Here is a 17,532-nt window from a genome sequence, read left to right as displayed (position 1 = left end):
GGTCACTCGACCGAGTACGCCCGCAGCGCAGAGGTGTCGACGTCGACGAAGACATGCGTGCCCACCTTGACGTTGCGTCGCAGCGCGGGCAGATCTTCGCCGAGGCCGGGGTGGAGGATGCCGTATCCCGTGCCGACCCCCGCACCGTCCGCCTCCGTATCCGCGGTGCTGTCGCCCCCGCCCCCGCCGAGATGCGCGAGATCGGCGAGGTCGACGTCGAGTGCCAGCCCCATCTCCGTGTCGACGGGGGAGAGCTTCGCCTGGATGGCCGATCCGCGGTCGCGCAGGCCCACGACGATCGCCTCGAACACCGCCGCCGAGGTGAAGGCGGGGTCGTGTTCGTCGAGTGAGACCACGGCGCTGCGCCAGGGCAGCGTGACGAAGACCTTGCCGTCGAATTCGGTGCGTGCCCGCACCGCGGAATGTCCGATCGACAGCCAGCCCTTGCGGGCGAGACCGGACCAGATGTTGACCCCGGTGAGTTCGGCGGGCAGCGACCCGCGGGGCTCGGTGACCACGGAGGCGAGAGAGCCGAAGGCGACGAGTTCGCCCTTCTCGACGTCGGCGACACCCGCCTCGGCGATGATGAAGTCCGTCAGGGTCGTCGAACTGAGGACGATGCCGCGGTCGTCGGCGGCGGCGAGGTCGGCGAGGCGGGCGCGCAGACCGGTGCGGACGTGACCGGGAACCCCGGCGAATGGGTCGATGAACGTCAGCCACTCCGACCCGGTCGCCCAGGCCGCGGCGAGGACGAGCTTGGCCCGCGTCGCCGCATCGAGGTCGCCGATGCGCTCACGCAGCACGGTGGGTTCGAGACCGAATCTGCTCAGCGCCGCCGCTGATGCCGCCTCCCCGGGATCGGCATCGGCGGCGCGCAGGTACGACCGCATCCATCTGCGCACACGCAGACGACCCGACCGGAAGCCGGTCGGGAACTGTGGGGGTGGAGCGACGCCGGGCTGGGCTGCCGCGGACAGCACCACCTCAGTGGTGCTGTCCGCGCTGCCCATGAGACCGAGAACCGTCCCAGCTCGAAGACGACCGAGGTCGATCGGGCGTCCGCCGAGGTGCAGCCCCGCCAGGGACAGTTCTCTGCTCAACGGATCGTCAGAACTCCGCGGGATCGTCGGCGGCCGCGTTGGCCCGGCGACGGGTGATGACCACGGCTGCCGCGCCGACGACGAGGAGGCCCGCGCCGAGCGCGAGTCCGGTCATCTCGGCACCGGTGCGCGGCAGGTCTCCCGACGCCGCGCTGCCGCCGTTGTCTCCGCTGCCGCTGCCGCTGCCCTCGCTGACGGAGGTGCCGTTGGTGACGACGGTGAAGCTGCCGCCCTGCGGCTTGTCGAAGCTCTCGGCCTGGACACGGACGTTGTACGTGCCGAGCACGGCCTTGACCTTGGCCTGGACGCCGAAGGTCGCCTTGCCTTCGGAGTCGGCGTCCTTGGTCATCGTGTAGCGGTCGACCTTGCCCTGTGCGTGCTCGACGACGATCGTGATCTTCTCGCCGGGCTGAGCGCCGGTGACGCCGAGCTTGACTCCCTTGTTGAGGAAGTCCTCCGAGCTGATCTCGGTCGGGTCGATGATGAGCGACTGCGCTGCCGCAGCAGGCTTCTTCTCATCCGTACCCGGGCTGACGGGAGCGGTGGTCTCGCCGGTCTTGGTCTCCGACGGAGTCGGAGCAGGCGTCGTCGACTCCGACGGGCTCTGCGTGGGCGTCTCGGACTCGGTCGGGGTCTCGGTCGCGGTCTCCGTCGGCTCCGGAGTCTGAGTCTCCTTGGGAGCGGTGGTCGGCTTCTGCGACTCGGTCGGGGAGGGCTTGGCCGTCTCGGTCGGCTTGGGCGCCGTGGTCGACGGTGCCGGTTCCTCGGTCTTCGTCTCCGTCGGGCTCGGCTTCGCGGTTTCGGTCGGCTTGGCCGTCTCCGTGGGCTTCGCAGTCTCCGACGGGGTGGGCGCCGTGGTCGACGGGGCCGGCGCGGTCGGGCGCTCGCACGTGGAGCCCTTGCCCGAATCGTCCTTGTCCGCGTCCTTCGCGACGACCTCGAAGGTCACCTTCGAGGAGTCCTTCTTCGTCTTGAGATCGGTGAGGAAGAGCGTGTAGGTCCCCAGCGGCACCTCTGCGTCCTGGGTCGTCGAGAAGTAGTAGGTGCCGTTGACCTGGCCCTTCTCATCGACGGTGAGCTGGGTGTCCGGGGTGTACGGCGTCCCGTCGGTGCCGACGACCGTCACGGTGGCCTTATCGTCGGGGGTGAACCCGGTGCCGGAGAAGCCGATGCCCTTCTTCTTGTCCGCGATGTCGTCCCGGCTGACCTGCGCCTCGGCCACGGTGGCCTGCGGGGTCTTCGCGTCAGGGACGGCGGAGTCGTTCTGGGGGTCGGCTTTCGACTGCGCGTCGTCATAGGCGCAGAGCGGGCCATTGGGCACCGTAGGAGACGAAGTCGCAGCCAGCGCGGGCGCGCCGGCGAGACCGGTCAATGCAACGGCTACTGCGGGGGCAAGCACAAGACGCGAGGTCTTCACAGTAATGCCTTTCGGTTGATGTCAACCCACGAAAGGCGATGGAACTCCCGGCATTCCTTGGCTGAGAAGAGGAAGGCACCATCGTGCGCGGGTTCGTACAGCACACCACTCTAGAGCATTCACTCAGGCGCATGTGGAGACACACGGAGCGAATTCAAGGAAATATCGCACAAATGTTATCAATTCGTGACCAAGTAACGGCGTGTCGTGCCGGATTCCGGCCCCGCCGAGGTGGGTGTCCGTGGGTATGACCGTACCGTGACTGCGCGGCGAGGGCCGATCCGACTACCATCGGAGGTGTGACTCTCCTTTCCGATCGCGACATCCGCGCCGAACTCGAATCCGGTCGCATCGCCCTCGACCCGTGCGACCTCTCGCTCATCCAGCCCGCGAGCGTCGACGTCTGCCTCGACCGCTACTTCCGGCTCTTCGACAACCACAAGTACGCGGTCATCGATCCGGCCCTCGAGCAGCCCGAGCTCACCCGCTTCGTCGAGGTCGATCCCGAGGAGCCCTTCGTCCTCCACCCCGGCGAGTTCGTCCTCGCCTCGACCCATGAGCTCGTCACCCTGCCCGACGATGTCGCCGCCCGGCTCGAGGGGAAGTCCTCACTCGGGCGCCTGGGACTGCTCACGCATTCGACGGCCGGGTTCATCGACCCCGGGTTCACCGGTCACGTCACCCTCGAACTCTCGAACGTCGCGACCCTGCCGATCACCCTGTGGCCGGGGATGAAGATCGGCCAGCTCTGCTTCTTCCGGCTCTCCTCCGCCGCCGACCACCCCTACGGCTCGGAGGCCACGGGCAGCCGGTATCAGGGCCAGCGCGGTCCGACGGCGTCGCGGTCGCATGCGAACTTCTACCGGAGGGCCATGTGATCACCCGGCGCGAGCTGAGGAGGCAGCGGGAAGAGGCGGAACGCGCCGCCTCCTCCGCAAGCGCCGAGAACGCCTTCGCTGACCTGCGCGCTCGCCATCTCCTCCTCCTCGACGAGGAGATCGAGGTCTCCGACGTCCTCGCCCTCGTCCACAACCGACTGCCCGATGTGCCCCCGCGCCTCAGTGCAGACGACCAGGTCCGCCTCTCCCGCCACTCCCGCCTCCACGCCGGCGTCGACCTCGACCCCGCCGCCGTCGCGGCCCTCGAGATCCCCGACTGGACGCGTCACGCCGTCGTCCTGGAAACCCCGCGGGACCGGGAGCCCGCGCCCCCGCCGGACTGGTTCGAAGACGCCGACGGCCTCCACGAAGCATTCCCCAAGGGCCTGCCCGACCGTGAGGAGGAACGGGCGCTCAGTCTCCTCATCGCGATCGCCTCACGCCTGCACCTGGCCGTGCGCCTCGCCGACGAGGTCGGCATGGGCACGCGCGTGCTCGTGCCCGACCCCGAGGCGAAGGTCGACCTCTACCTCTACTCGCCGTACTGGCTCGAACCCGAGGTCGCCCTCTCCCTCGTCCGCCGCCATGCCCCGCACGCCTTCCAGCAGGAGCTGCCGACGCCGGACACCGCGGTGCTCGCCCAGGCCAGCCTCGACGACCCGCTCTTCGACGCCACGGCACCGGTGATCCTCGACGGCTATTCGCTGCTCATCCCCCTCGGCGAACTCGACGAAGCCGCGGGGGGCATCGAGATCCGCGTGACCGAAGCCGAGTGGGTGCCCCCGATCGTCCGCGCCGCAGCCGAACTGCCGCAGATCGAATACCACGTGCACTGGATGGACACCGAGGAGATCCGCTTCCGGCCCGGGCACGACCGTCGCTTCCGGCGGATGCGCGCTCAGGTGGCCTCGCTCGTCGACGCCATCGGCGCCGAGCTGCTCGCCCGCAGCGACGGCATCGGCCTCGACGAGAACGGGTTCCTTGTCACCACGTCGCAGCTGCGCTCCTGACCTCCGAGGCTCTCCCGCCTCGGCGCGGTGGGTGAGCGCACCCGCTTCGACGCCCGCTGACACGGGGATCGCCGCCCCGCTCATCCGGTGCGCCGACGACGATGGCGCCCGGGTCCGTTGATTGGGAGAACCACCGCGTTCCATGCGAAAATGCTGTTGAGCAGATTTCACGCTTCAGTGATCGACAATGACGGAGGTGTCCGCCGGTGATAGTGATGACAGGAGCCTTCTTCGGGGCTGCTGTCATTGCCTACCCGCTCGTGCGGCTGCTCGGCCGCAACGCCTTCCTCCTCCTCTCCCTCGTCCCCCTTGCCGGACTCGTCTTCACGCTGAGCGCCACCTCGGCGCTCTTCGGACCCGACGGCGCCCCGCTCACCGAGTCGCTGGACTGGCTGCCCGCCCTCGACCTCGCCGGCGTCTTCCGCCTCGATGTCCTCTCCTGGGTGATGAGCCTGCTCGTCACCGGGGTCGGCACCCTCGTCTTCATCTACTGCGCCCGCTACTTCCCGGCCGACGAGCCGGGCCTGGCCCGCTTCGCCGCGGTGTTCATGGCCTTCGCCGGCATGATGTACGGACTCGTCATCGCCGACGAACTCCTCCTGCTGTTCGTGTTCTGGGAGGGCACGACGGTCTTCTCCTACCTCCTCATCGGACACAGCCAGTCGCGGCGCCGGTCCCGTCAGGCGGCTCTGCAGGCGCTCATCGTCACCACCGCCGGGGGCCTGGCGATGTTCGTCGGCATGGTCCTCCTCATCGTCGCCACCGGCACCGGACGGATCTCGGTGCTCGTCGAACGCGGCGAACTCGGCCTCGACTCCGGTCCCGTCATCGTCACCGCCGTCATCCTCATCCTCATCGGCGCGATCTCGAAGTCCGCTCTCCTGCCCTTCCACTTCTGGCTGCCCGGAGCGATGGCCGCCCCCACCCCGGTCAGTGCGTACCTGCACGCGGCGGCCATGGTCAAGGCCGGCATCTACCTCATCCTCCGCCTCGCCCCCGGCTACCACGATCTGCCCGGGTGGACGGAGATCCTGCTCACCGCCGGCCTGCTGACGATGTTCATCGGCGGCTGGCAGGCGCTGCGCCAGACCGACCTCAAGCTTCTCCTCGCCTTCGGCACGGTCTCCCAGCTCGGGTTCCTCACGGTCATGGCCTCGTTCGGCACCCCGGACATCACTCTGGCCGCGCTCACCCTGCTCATCGCCCACGCGCTGTTCAAGGCGTGCCTGTTCCTCTGCGTGGGCATCATCGACCACCGAGCGGGCACCCGCGACCTCACGAAGCTCTCCGGGGGCTGGCGGGCGTTCCCCGTCGTCGCCGTGTGCGCGACGATCGCGGCGGCGTCGATGGCGGGCCTGCCCCCGACTCTGGGCTTCGTCGCGAAGGAAGCGGTGTACTCGACGCTGCTCGAATCGGGCACGAAGGCGGGGATCATCGCCCTCGTGGGCATCATGATCGGCTCGGTCCTCACCGTCGCCTACTCCGCGCGCTTCGTGTGGGGAGCCTTCTCCTCGAAGCCCGGCGTCGACGACATCGCCCGCCGCGATGAGAACGTCACCCTCGTCATCTCCCCGGTCATCCTCACCGTCCTCACGCTCGCGCTGGGACCCGGTGTGGGCATCGTCGACACGTACTTCCAGGCGTGGACCCGGGTCCTGCCGGCCACCGATCCGGCCGACGGCGAGTACTACCTCGCCCTGTGGCACGGTCTCGAACCGGCACTCGGACTCTCGGCCGTGACGGTCGCCGCTGGCCTCGGCCTCTTTTTCGCCCGCGACACGGTCGCGAAGGTCCAGTCGACGCTGCCGTCGGGCATCGACTTCCACGACGTCTACCGGCATCTCATCAGCGGTATGGAGGCCCTGGCGCTGTGGGTCACCTCCCGCACCCAGCGCGGTTCGCTGCCCTTCTACCAGAGCGTCATCTACCTCGTCCTCGTCGCCGGTGTCGGCCTCGCAGTGATCTCCAACGACACGTGGAACATCCGCTTCAGACTCTTCGACTCACCGCTGGACTTCATCGTCGCGACCGTGCTCATCGTCGTCGCCATCGCCGCGACCCGGGCGAAGAAGCGCTTCACCGCCGTCGTCGTCACCGGCATCTCCGGCTACGCGATGGTCGCGTTCTTCGCCTTCATGGGAGCCCCCGACCTCGCCCTGACCCAGGTGCTCGTCGAAACGATCACGATCGTCGTCTTCGTCCTCGTCCTGCGCCGCCTGCCCGCCCGGATCGGCCAGAGCACCGGCCGGTTCACCCCCGCCTGGCGGGCGTTCATCGGCGCTGCCGTGGGGGTGACGATGATGATCGTCGTCCTCATCGCCGCGGGCGTGCGGATGACCGAACCCGCCTCGGTCGACTTCGCCCAGCTCGCCTACGAGATCGGCCACGGCCAGAACGTCGTCAACGTCACCCTCGTCGACATCCGCGTGTGGGACACCTTCGGTGAGATCTCCGTGCTCGTGGCCGCCGGGACCGGGGTGGCCGGTCTCATCTTCGTCCGCGGCCGCGAAGGCCACCTCTCCCGGTTCGCCGCAGGCAGCACGGGTGTCGGGCGGCGCGGTCAGCTGCGCTTCCAGCCGGTGCCCGACGAGGTCGGACGGCCCAGCGCCCCAGAGAGTCCCGTGCACGAGGGCCTCGAGGCCCGCCGCGTCTCATGGCTCATCGCCGGGCGCACCCTGGCCCCGCGCAATCGCTCGATCATCCTCGAGGTCACCGCCCGCCTCATCTTCCACGCGGTCCTCGTCTTCTCCGTCTACCTGCTCTTCACCGGGCACAACACCCCCGGCGGCGGGTTCGCCGGCGGTCTCGTCGCAGGTCTCGCGCTCGTCGTCCGCTATCTCGCCGGGGGGAAGTTCGAACTCGCCGAGGCGGCCCGGTTCACTCCCTCGGGCCTGCTCGGCACAGGTCTCATCCTCTCCGTGCTCACCGCGGTCGGCGGCTGGATCTGGGGCGATGCGGTCTTCCAGTCCTTCTTCGTCGAAGCGAACCTGCCGGTGCTCGGGGAGATCAAGTTCGGCACCCCGACGTTCTTCGACATCGGCGTCTACCTCATCGTCGTCGGCCTCATGCTCGACATCCTCCGGTCGTTGGGCGCCGAGGTGGACCTCCATCAGGAGCGCGACGAACTCATGCTCACCGATCGTCTCAACACCTCGCTCGGACTCGCCGAGAACTTCGGCGCCGAGGCCGAGCACGAGGCCGTGTCGAAGATCCTCAACCGCGTCAACCATCTCGAGGTCGACAACGGTGCGGAAGGGGGACGGCTGTGAGTCTGCCCTTCATCATGGTCCTTGCCATGGGCGTTCTCTTCGCGTGCGGCATCTACCTCATGCTCGAACGCTCGCTCACCCGCGTGCTGCTGGGCTTCATCCTGCTCGGCAACGCCGTCAACCTGCTCATCGTGCTCACCGCCGGTCGCGGCAGGCCGCCGCTGACCGACGGGAAGAACCTCTCGACCGAGGGCATGTCCGATCCGCTGCCGCAGGCGCTCGTGCTCACCGCGATCGTCATCACCTTCGCCGTCACGGCGTTCCTGCTCGCGATGATCTACCGTTCCTGGCGTCTGGTCAGGGCCGATTCGCTCCAGGATGACGCCGCTGACCTCCAGGTGGCGATCACGAAGATGATCGACTCCGAGGCGGAGGCGAGCACCGACTACGACGACACGGAGTTCGGCGACGAGGCGGAGAGTCCGATCCGCGGGGCGATCGACCTCGACGACGACGGCACGCCCGCCCAACGCGAGGCCGCGGCCGACAGGACCGAGGAGAAGCGCAGCAGCGACGAACGGGGCACCGAGGAGAAGGGGGAGCGGCCATGACCGACTTCCTCGCCGTCCTCATCCCGATGCCGGTCCTCCTGCCGCTCATCGGCGCGGGTCTCGCCCTCGTGCTGTCCAAGCACACGCGGTCGCAGAACCTCGTCTCCCTGCTCACGCTCACCGCGGTCATGGTCATCGCCTTCATCCTCCTCGTCGGCGTCGATCGGGAGGGGCCGCAGGTCGTGGCGATCGCCGGCTGGGAGGCCCCGGAGGGCATCGTCCTCGTCGCCGACCGGCTCTCGGCGCTCATGCTCGTCGTCTCCTCCCTCGTCACGCTCTGCGTGCTCATCTACGCGCTCAGCCAGGACGCGAACGACGACTCGAACGAGACGCCGATCTCGGTGTTCAACCCCAGCTACCTCATCCTCTGCGCAGGTGTCGCCAACGCCTTCCTCGCCGGGGACCTCTTCAACCTCTACGTCGGCTTCGAGATGCTCCTGCTCGCCTCGTACGTCCTGCTCACCCTGGGCGCGACGGCCGAGCGGATCCGGGCAGGCGTGACCTACGTCGTCGTCTCCCTGGTGTCCTCGATCATCTTCCTCACCGCGATCGGCGTCATCTACGCGGCCACGGGCACGGTGAACATGGCGCAGCTGGCCGAACGCCTCGACCAGCTGCCCCCGGACGTGCAGATGATCCTCCACGTCCTCCTGCTCATCGGATTCGGCATCAAAGCCGCGATCTTCCCCCTCTCGTTCTGGCTGCCCGACTCGTATCCGACGGCCCCCGCCCCGGTCACCGCGGTCTTCGCGGGGCTGCTGACGAAGGTGGGCATCTACGCGATCATCCGCACCGAGACCCTGCTCTTCGCCGACTCCTCGCTGCGCGTCCCCCTCCTCGTCGCGGCGGGTCTGACGATGATCGTCGGCATCCTCGGTGCCATCGCGCAGTCGGAGATCAAACGAATCGTCTCCTTCACCCTCGTCTCCCACATCGGCTATATGCTCTTCGGCGTCGCCCTGGGCACGGCGTTCGGGCTCGCCGCCGGCATCTACTACACGGTGCACCACATCATCGTCCAGACCGCTCTGTTCCTCGCGATCGGCCTCGTCGAGATGCGGGGCGGGTCGACCTCGACGCGGTCGCTGGGCGGTCTCATGGTGCTCTCCCCGGCGCTGACGATCGTCTTCTTCCTCCCCGCCCTCAACCTCTCCGGGATCCCGCCGTTCTCGGGCTTCATCGGCAAGGTCGCGCTCTTCGAGGCCGGTTTCGAGGACGCGAACTGGCTGGCCACGGTCCTCATCGTCGCCGGCACCGTGACGAGCCTGCTCACCCTCTACGTCATCGGCCGCACCTTCAACCTCGCGTTCTGGCGCGACCCCGCGGATGCGGAGGAGCCGAACGAGGAGCTCGTCGAGGAGTTCGCCGAACGCAAGCGCACCCTGCAGGCGGGGAAGACCTGGCGCTCGCGGATCGGCGTGCCGGGACCGATGTTCGCAGCCACCTCGGCGATCGTCGTCGTCTCCCTCCTCCTCACCGTCGCCGCCGGCCCCCTGTGGGACCTCTCGGAGCGGGCGGCGGAGAACCTGCAGAACCCGATCAACTACGTCACCGAGGTGCTCGGAGGTGAGGGTTCATGAGTCCGCGCAGGGCCGTGACGAAGGGCCGCCGGATCGTCCAGCAGCTCGTCCTCGTCTTCTTCCTCGTCCTCCTGTGGGTGATGCTCTGGGATTCGCTGACCGTGCTCAGCGTCGTCACCGGCATCATCCTCGCCTTCCTGGTCACCCGCATTTTCTACCTGCCGCCGGTCGTCCTCTCCGGCCGGTTCAACGTCCTCCACGCCTTCGTCTTCGCCGTGTGGTTCGCGTACTCCCTCGTCCTCGCCTCGGTCGATGTTGCGTGGTACGCGTTCCGGCCGAAGGCGGTGGGTGCGGGCTCGGTCATCGCGTGCGATCTGCGCACCCGCTCGGACCTCATGATGACGCTCGTCGCCGACACCGCGAGCCTCATCCCCGGATCGATCATCGTCGACAGCGACCGGGCGGGCGGGCGCCTCTACCTCCACGTCCTCGACTGCGACACGGAGGAGAAGATCCTCGCGGCCAAGCGGCAGGTCTACCACATCGAGGAACTCCTCATCAGGGCACTCGGCTCGACCCGTGACCTCGCAGCCCTCAAGGTCGACCCCGACCCCCTCGACCGCTCCGCGTCGTCCGAGCCCCAGGGAGGTCAGCGATGAGCGAGACGATCTACCAGACCATCGTCGTGGCCGCGGCCGTCCTCTTCGCCGCCTCGGTGTTTCTGGCCCTCTACCGGGTGATCCGGGGTCCGTCGATCCTCGACCGGATGATCGCCACCGACGTCATCCTCGCCTCCCTCATGTGCGGCCTCGGCGGGTACATGGCGCTGACCGGGCGCACCGACCTCCTGCCGGTCCTCATCGTCCTGGCGATGCTCGGCTTCGTCGGGTCCGTGAGCGTCTCCCGCTACGTCTCGAAGTCCGATTCGATGACCCCCGGCGCCGAGGTGGGGGCGCTGAGCGACTTCTCCGCCTCCGACTGGCATGTGAACCGGGACGACGATGCCGGCGGGTCCGGGTCGACGTGGCCCGACGACGTGGCCCGCGGCATCGCGAACGTCGCCGACGGCCCCGTCGAGGTGACCGTGCGCGATGAGCTCATCGTCCCGCTCGCCGCCGATGAGATGGGCGCCGACGCACGGGCCAACTCCCCCGACGCCTCGGGGGAGGGGTTCGGGGCGGGACCCGATCCGGGTCCTGAGGACTCCGATGACGGCCCGCGCACCGGCGCTGACGGTTCGCGCACCCGCGGCGATCACGACGGATCCGCCGGTGACGGTGCGAAGGGAGGCCACGATGGTCCTTGACATCATCTCCGCAGTCCTCGTCCTCGCAGGCGGGGTGCTCTCCCTGGCCGCGGCGGTCGGTCTGCTCCGCTTCGGCGACCTGCTCTCGCGCATGCATGCGAGTGCGAAGCCGCAGGTCCTCGGGCTCATCCTCGTCGCGATCGCGATCGCCATCCACTTCCCGACGTGGGCGACGGTGTCGACTCTGGCGATCATCATCTCCTTCCAGCTCGTCACGGTCCCGGTCGCCACGCACATGGTCGGTCGGGCCGGCTATCGCACCAAGCACCTGCGTCGATCTATGCTGTATCGAGACGAACTGGCCGAGGCAGTGGATCGGGCAGAAGCGCGGGAGGTCGCCAGGGAACGGCGACGCGAGTTCGGAACGGACGAGAATGACGGCTGACAATCAGCGAGAACACCAACCCCTGGTCCTCGTGGCCGATGACGAACCCGATGTGCTGAGCGCGGTGGTCCCGTTCCTGCAGCGCTCGGGTTTCCGTGTGCTCGCCGCCGGTGACGGGCTGCTCGCGCTCGACGAGATCCGCCGACACAGCCCCGACGTCTGCGTCCTCGACGTCCTCATGCCCGGCGCCGACGGCCGGCAGGTGCTGCGGGCGCTGCGGCAGGAGGAGAACTGGGTGCCCGTCCTCCTCCTCACCCAGGTGGGAGAGGCCGTGGAGCGGGCGATGGCGCTCGAGGAGGGTGCCGACGACTACCTCAACAAGCCCTTCGACCCGCACGAGCTCGTCGCCCGCATCCGCGCGGTGCTGCGCCGCACCCGCACCGAAGGACCGCCGCTGGCGACCGCTCCCGTCCTCGTCTCGAGCTTCGGGCTGCGCGTCGATCGCGTGGGCAGGCGCGCGTGGCTGGGCCAGCGCGAACTCGTCATCACGCCCAAGGGCTTCACCCTGCTCGAATACCTCATGGTCCACCAGGACGAACTCATCGACCGGGCCCGGCTGCTCGAGGTCCTCTGGGGCTTCGAAGAGGCCGTGGGCACCCGCGCCGTCGACTCCCGGGTCGCCGAACTGCGCCGGGTGCTCGGCGAGGATGCCGCCGAACCCCGCTGGATCGCGACCGTGCAGGGGCGCGGCTACCGGTTCGTGGGCGAGGTCCACGGCGAGGAAGGACTGCGACGGGTATGACGAACTTCCTGGTCATCGAGGTCCAGATCTGGCTGTTCCTCCTGCTCCTCTTCGTCGTCCTCGCGGGTATCGCCGCCGTGGTCTTCTTCGGCTGGCGGCGTCTGCGCAGGCGGGAGGCCGCTCTGCGCGAATCGATCGAGACGGCGGCGGCCGAGGATTCGATGGCCAAGCGCAATCGGATGCTCATCCGCCTCGACCACGAACTGAAGAATCCGCTCACCGCCCTGCGCACCTCGGCGGCGACGATCCGCGAGGTCGCGCGGCAGGGCGGGACGATCGCCGAGGTGGAGCCCTCAGCGAAGCAGGTCGACCTCTCCTCCCGGCGGGTGGCGCGTCTGCTCGCGGATCTGCGCAAGCTCGCCGACGTCGAGACCCGCATCATCGAATACTCGCGTGTCGATCTCGATCGGCTCATCCACCAGGCCGTCGAGGATGCCTCGACCGCGCCGGGCGCCGAGGACAGGATGATCGTGGCCACCGTCGCCCGGGCACCCTGGCGTCTGCCCGACGTCGCCGGTGAGGAGGATCTGCTTCTCACCGCGATCCTCAACCTGCTCGGCAACGCCCTCAAGTACTCCTCGCAGGCCGAAGTCGTCGAGCTGCGCGCGAACGAGCAGATCATCGACAACCACCGTTGGGTCGTCGTCGAGGTCGCCGACACCGGCAGCGGCATCCCGATCTCGGAGCAGGACCAGGTGTGGGACGAGCTCTCACGCGGCTCCCGGGTGCGCGCGGTCGCCGGCTCCGGCATGGGCCTGTCCCTCGTCCGCTCGATCGTCGCCCGGCACGGCGGTTCCGTGCAGCTCTTCAGCCAGGAGGGCGTGGGCACCTCGGTGCGCATGGTCCTGCCGGTCCTCGCCGATGCCGCCCCGGTCGGGGCACCCCCGCTCGCCGAGGGTGGGGATCGGGCCGCGGCAGGATCGCATCCCGTGCAGCCGGTCCAGAACCCGGATATGCGCCATGCTCCGGGCTTCCTGCCCCCGCGCCAGCCGAGCGAAGCCGAACTCCAGGGGCGGATCCTCGGCACTCCGAGGAGGACCTCGAAGCGTCGCCTCGAACGCGTCGACGGCACGCTCATCGACCGCTCGACCGGCGAGTCGGTGGGTGCTGGGGCTCCGAGCGAACGCGGTTTCCCCACCGACTCCGGCCAGCACTCGCAGTTCAAGCCCGTCCGTGGCCAGCGTCCTGACCAGCAGGGAGGGCCGGGCAGCCCCGAGCGTATGGCCCAGCCGAACTCCGGCCCGCAGGTGATGGGACAGCCGAACTCCGGTCCCCAGCCGATGGGCCGACCGGGTTCCGGCCCGCAGCCGTATGCCGGCAGCCAGCCCGGCGGTCAGCTCAACGGCTATGGGGGCAACCAGCCCGGCGGACAGCCGTTCGCCGGCGGCCCGGCCGCGGCACCCCAGCAGTACGGCGGTCAGCAGGGTCAGCAGTTCGGCGGTTCGCATCCGAACGCCCAGTCCGGCGCCCGACAGTCCGGCGCCCCGCAGCAGGGATCGCAGAATCCTGGCTGGTTCCCTCCGCTGGGCCCGGATCCCCGTCGACCAGAGGGCCACCAGCCGAACACCGGCCAGCCCGGCGGACAGCCGCACAACGGTCAGCCGGCCGACCCGAACACCGGCGGGCAGCGTGAGTACCCGAGCAGGCGCGATCTGCGGTCCCGAGGCGATTCGCGATGACGGACAGGTCGTGGCCTCGGGCGGTCGTCGCCGGCAGCGCGGCCGCGACGTTGCTGCTCAGCGGCTGTTCGGTGCTGCAGATCCGCACTGCCGAACGCGAGTCGGGTCCGATCCGCGTCGGCGTCGAACAGCAGGCGGGCGAGGACCCCACCGGCGAGCCGACGGAGCCGACGGTGCCCGAGGGCATGGAGACCAAGCTGCTCAACCTCGGCGCCGAATGCCCGGTCGACCTCAGCTTCGCGCTCGGGCCCGACTGGTTCGAAGGCAGCGGCTCCCCGGCGTTCGTCGTCTTCACCCGCGGTTCGTCGCTGACCGACAGCGACGCGATCATCGTCTCGTGCAGCGAAGCGTTCAACGAATCGCCTCAGGCCGTCGTCGACGGCAAGCGGCAGTACACGTTCTCCGAGCAGGGTTCGACCGTCACGGCCGAGCGCACTGGAAACATCGGCTCCGGGTACTACTGGACGTTCCAGGGAGTGCTGGGCAAGACCGAGATCTTCGCGATCAACCAGGAGCCGACCGTCATGTACGGAGCGCGGATCGGCTATCAGACCAACGGCCGCCTCGTCGACATCGGCATCGAGATGCGGGCCCTGCAGTCCGACGAAGCCGCCGCCGAGGATTTCAAGAAGATGCTGCCCACGCTCCAGATCGACGGCGAATCGATTCCCACCCCGACGTTCAAGTGACCTCCGGCCCCGGGTGACCCGCAGAGCCCTCGGGGAGGAGCCCGAGGCGGTGCGCCTCGAGGAGAGCCGCCTGCCTGTCGTGGACGCCGAGCTTCGCGTAGACGGCGCGGGCCTGCTTCTTCACGGTGTTCGGTGAGACGACGAGGGCATCGGCGACCTCGGCGAGGGTCTCGTGTTCGACCATGGCACCGAGCACCACCGCTTCGCGCGCGCTGAGCACGACGAGCTCACCGCGGTCGGGATAGGGCTGCCGGTGCGCATCGATGAGCGAGAGATCACGCTCGCCGAGGTCGTGGTCGACGAGGGCGAGAAGCGCACGGCAGACGTCCCGGGGAAGAGCGGTGTACGGCATGAGGGTGTTCGCCGAGGCCGCGAGGCTCACGGCACGGGCCATCGTCAGCCGGGCGGTGTCGATGTCGCCCATCTCGTGGGCGCTCGCGGCCTTGAGCAGCACGAGATCGATGCGATCGCGCAGCGACACCTCCGGATTCCATGCAAGGGTGGCCGCGGTGCTGCGCGCGCCCGGATAGTCCCCGCAGATGAAAGCGAGCCTGGTGCGCGGCACGCCGAGGGTCCGATGGTCGGGGTCGGCGTCGCCGAGGTGGCGCTGAGCCCGGTTGAGCTCCCCGAGCGCGAGGTAGAGATCGGCGATGCAGCGGTCGATGAGGCGGCGGTTACGGCTCCCGGCCCGAGATGTCTGCTGGTGGAGGAAGGCGACCCGGTTGACCTCGGTCAGGGCGACCATGGGGTCGTCGAAGAGGAGCGCGTGCTGGGTCCGCGCCCACGCGAGGATCGCCCATTCCTCCAGTTCGTCCGCCCCCGGGATGTCGAAGCACTCGAGCGCACCCGGGTCGAGGCCGTCGAGCCGGAGCAGCCCCTCGGCGATCCGTCCGGCGTGGATCCGCGGGCGGCGACGCCGGCGACCGGACTCGATGGTGCGGAGTTCGTCGAGACGTTTCGCAGCGGACCGCGCATACCCGGCGACGGCGTTGATGAGGGCGAGCTGCGCGGTCGCGGCGGACTCGATCGCCTCGGCGCGCACGGTATGAGCGGAATGAGCGGCGGCGGAGAGGTGACGGACCGCGTTCGGGGTGTCCTGCGCTGCGAAGGAGGCGAGGGCCCACTGCAGATCGAACCACGCGCGCGCGAGCAGTGAGTTCTCGCTGCTGCGCGGCTCGAGGTCGGCCGCGGAGAACTCGGAGGCGAGGCGCAGCGCCTCGACCACGTCACCGCGGTGCCGGGCCGCGATGATCTCCGCCGTGGTCTCGACGATGCCGGCAGCCGGGGACGCGGTCGTCATCGCCCATCCGGGTGGTCGACCGGTGCCGATGATAGTGCGCCCGCGCCGGCGGTCGAATCCTGCATCCAGGGTGGAGATCACGGAGGCGGCGAGTGCGAGTTCGGGGTGATCGGCGAGCCGGTGGTCGGGGATGTCGGAGTAGGCCTCGCGCGCATGCTCGGGGTGGCGGATCGTCACACTGAAGCCGCGCTCCCTCCAGATCTCCGCGAGGCGGTCCCAGTCGCCGGCGGCGCGGGCGTGGACGCCGGCGAGACCGCCGAACTCGTCGGTCTCCATGGGCAGTTGGGCTGCGAACCATTCCGCTGCCGTGGCATGGACGTGCTGGGCGAGTGCGGGATGATCGGCCTCGAGGAGGTCGGTGAGGAGGGTGGCCAGGAAGGTTGGGAACCGCCGGATCGCGCCGGCGGCCGCGTGCGCGGGCTCGAGGATCCCGTGTCGGGTGAGTCCGTCGATGAGTTCGGTGAGGGTGCGCCCGCCGAGGAGGTGGCCGGCGGGCCCGTCGCAGTCGAAGACGCGCACGAGGAGAGCCATCGAGACGTATCCGGTGGCCCCGATCATCATCGCCGAGACGAGGGCGTTTCGGTCGGTGATGAGCGGCAGGATGTTCGCCTGCAGATACTGCGTGGCGGCCTGCCTGCCGGAGCTGTCGTAGTGCGAGTCGGCGTGGTCGAGGGCCCAGCGGAGGAGGCCGAGCCACCCGCCCAACTCCCCATGCAGGCGGTGCGCGTGCTCATCGGTGATCTCGTGCCCCCAGCTGCCGGCGTAGGTCTGGACTTGACCGGCCGAGATGTTGAGGTGACGGCCGGAGAGCACGACCGTCTCGATGCCCGCGTCCTTGCTCAGCCGCGCCAGAGGATGGTCGATGCGGCTGCAGAGGAGGAGATGGAGGAGCGGATCGGCGGCGATGGAGGCGACGATGCGCTCCAGCACGCTGGGATCGCCGAGGTGGTGGGCGTTGTCGCCGACGACGATCCGCCGCCGGCCGCTCCCGCCCGTGTCTCGCAGCGCTGTGAGGATCGCGTCGGCATCGGCGGCGTCGACCCAGCGCACCTCATCGCCGTCGGCATGACGGTGGTGCGCCCACTGGGCCGCCAGTGTCGTCTTCCCGCAGCCGCACAGACCCTGGACGACGGTGACCGGGGCGAGGGCGTCGAGACGGTTGAGGAGGGCGGTGCGAGGCACTGCCCGGGCGCCGATCCGGGGGATCCCGGTCGGATTGTGCGGTGGATGCGCTGGTGGCACGAACTGCTCTTCCTGGGGTTCGTAGAACTTGACGATCCGGTCCCCACTCGCCCGGCCGCGGAACTCGGCTGGGCGGGTCGGAACCGGACTGTGACCGCGTCGAGGGGCCTACGGCAGCAGATTCGGCGATGGTGGGTGACGGCCCCCTGGGGATGGCCTCGGCACAGAGGAGGACCGCCACCGGTACTGGTTCAGGGTGTCAGTGCTGACTTCCTGATGGTATCCGCCGACGGCGGCTGGAGCCGGTGCGATGCTGGTCGAGAGGATGTCATGTGTTTTCCTGTTCGATGTTCCTGTCGGCATTGCGAATCGATGCGGAGCTGAGCGTGGACAGCCCATTCCACTGGCGCCCGCCGAGGTCTGTGCAGGGCCTCGGCGACCCTGTCCGGGGGGCTGCCCGACTCGGAGTCTAACCACCCGGGAGACTCGCAGACCCTGGTCGGG

At 69.1% G+C, this 17,532-nt stretch carries 14 protein-coding genes; 11 read left to right on the top strand and 3 right to left on the bottom strand.

Annotated features, from left to right (window positions below; translation table 11 throughout):
- Window positions 1-2: 2 nt before the first annotated feature.
- Window positions 3-1,100, bottom strand: a complete 1,098-nt coding sequence (locus tag AAHA49_RS08505; protein WP_342037951.1) for an ABC transporter — start codon at window positions 1,098-1,100, stop codon at window positions 3-5.
- A 7-nt stretch (window positions 1,101-1,107) separates the two neighbouring features.
- Window positions 1,108-2,421, bottom strand: coding sequence for an LPXTG cell wall anchor domain-containing protein (locus tag AAHA49_RS08500; protein ID WP_342037950.1), 1,314 nt, complete (start codon window positions 2,419-2,421; stop codon window positions 1,108-1,110).
- 395 nt (window positions 2,422-2,816) lie between these two features.
- On the opposite strand from AAHA49_RS08500, the gene dcd reads away from it, so the two are divergent.
- The 11 genes from dcd (at window position 2,817) to AAHA49_RS08445 (ending at window position 14,546) form a co-directional block, all read left to right on the top strand.
- Window positions 2,817-3,395, top strand: coding sequence for a dCTP deaminase (gene dcd / locus AAHA49_RS08495; protein ID WP_339391356.1), 579 nt, complete (start codon window positions 2,817-2,819; stop codon window positions 3,393-3,395).
- Complete coding sequence (locus AAHA49_RS08490; RefSeq protein ID WP_342037949.1) at window positions 3,392-4,405, top strand: hypothetical protein; 1,014 nt, start codon at window positions 3,392-3,394, stop codon at window positions 4,403-4,405. The genes dcd and AAHA49_RS08490 overlap by 4 nt, the downstream gene beginning before the upstream one ends.
- 215 nt (window positions 4,406-4,620) lie before the next feature.
- Entirely contained in the window at window positions 4,621-7,674 is a 3,054-nt protein-coding gene (locus AAHA49_RS08485) for a Na+/H+ antiporter subunit A (RefSeq protein WP_342037948.1), read from the top strand.
- Window positions 7,671-8,225, top strand: a complete 555-nt coding sequence (locus AAHA49_RS08480) for a Na(+)/H(+) antiporter subunit C (RefSeq protein ID WP_342037947.1) — start codon at window positions 7,671-7,673, stop codon at window positions 8,223-8,225. The genes AAHA49_RS08485 and AAHA49_RS08480 overlap by 4 nt, the downstream gene beginning before the upstream one ends.
- Entirely contained in the window at window positions 8,222-9,805 is a 1,584-nt protein-coding gene (locus AAHA49_RS08475; protein ID WP_342037946.1) for a Na+/H+ antiporter subunit D, read from the top strand. Before AAHA49_RS08480 ends, AAHA49_RS08475 begins: the two co-directional genes overlap by 4 nt.
- The gene (locus AAHA49_RS08470) at window positions 9,802-10,404 is read left to right on the top strand and encodes a Na+/H+ antiporter subunit E (RefSeq protein WP_342037945.1); all 603 of its coding nucleotides are present in this window, start codon (window positions 9,802-9,804) and stop codon (window positions 10,402-10,404) included. Before AAHA49_RS08475 ends, AAHA49_RS08470 begins: the two co-directional genes overlap by 4 nt.
- Window positions 10,401-11,051 (top strand): MrpF/PhaF family protein, encoded by a 651-nt coding sequence (locus AAHA49_RS08465; protein ID WP_342037944.1) that lies wholly within the window; start codon window positions 10,401-10,403, stop codon window positions 11,049-11,051. Before AAHA49_RS08470 ends, AAHA49_RS08465 begins: the two co-directional genes overlap by 4 nt.
- Window positions 11,041-11,436, top strand: a complete 396-nt coding sequence (gene mnhG, locus AAHA49_RS08460; protein WP_339391349.1) for a monovalent cation/H(+) antiporter subunit G — start codon at window positions 11,041-11,043, stop codon at window positions 11,434-11,436. Before AAHA49_RS08465 ends, mnhG begins: the two co-directional genes overlap by 11 nt.
- Window positions 11,426-12,178: a response regulator transcription factor gene (locus AAHA49_RS08455; RefSeq protein WP_342037943.1), complete on the top strand. Its 753-nt coding sequence runs from the start codon at window positions 11,426-11,428 to the stop codon at window positions 12,176-12,178. Before mnhG ends, AAHA49_RS08455 begins: the two co-directional genes overlap by 11 nt.
- On the top strand, window positions 12,175-13,857 hold the full coding sequence (locus tag AAHA49_RS08450; RefSeq protein WP_342037942.1) for an ATP-binding protein: 1,683 nt from the start codon (window positions 12,175-12,177) through the stop codon (window positions 13,855-13,857). The genes AAHA49_RS08455 and AAHA49_RS08450 overlap by 4 nt, the downstream gene beginning before the upstream one ends.
- Entirely contained in the window at window positions 13,854-14,546 is a 693-nt protein-coding gene (locus AAHA49_RS08445; RefSeq protein WP_342037941.1) for a hypothetical protein, read from the top strand. The genes AAHA49_RS08450 and AAHA49_RS08445 overlap by 4 nt, the downstream gene beginning before the upstream one ends.
- On the opposite strand, the gene AAHA49_RS08440 is transcribed toward AAHA49_RS08445, so the two are convergent.
- Entirely contained in the window at window positions 14,539-17,088 is a 2,550-nt protein-coding gene (locus AAHA49_RS08440) for a helix-turn-helix transcriptional regulator (RefSeq protein WP_342037940.1), read from the bottom strand. The genes AAHA49_RS08445 and AAHA49_RS08440 overlap by 8 nt on opposite strands.
- Window positions 17,089-17,532: the final 444 nt, after the last annotated feature.

Source organism: Brevibacterium ammoniilyticum (assembly GCF_038429965.1).
Lineage (GTDB): Bacteria > Actinomycetota > Actinomycetes > Actinomycetales > Brevibacteriaceae > Brevibacterium > Brevibacterium ammoniilyticum.
This window is presented reverse-complemented; position numbering and strand designations above follow the sequence as displayed.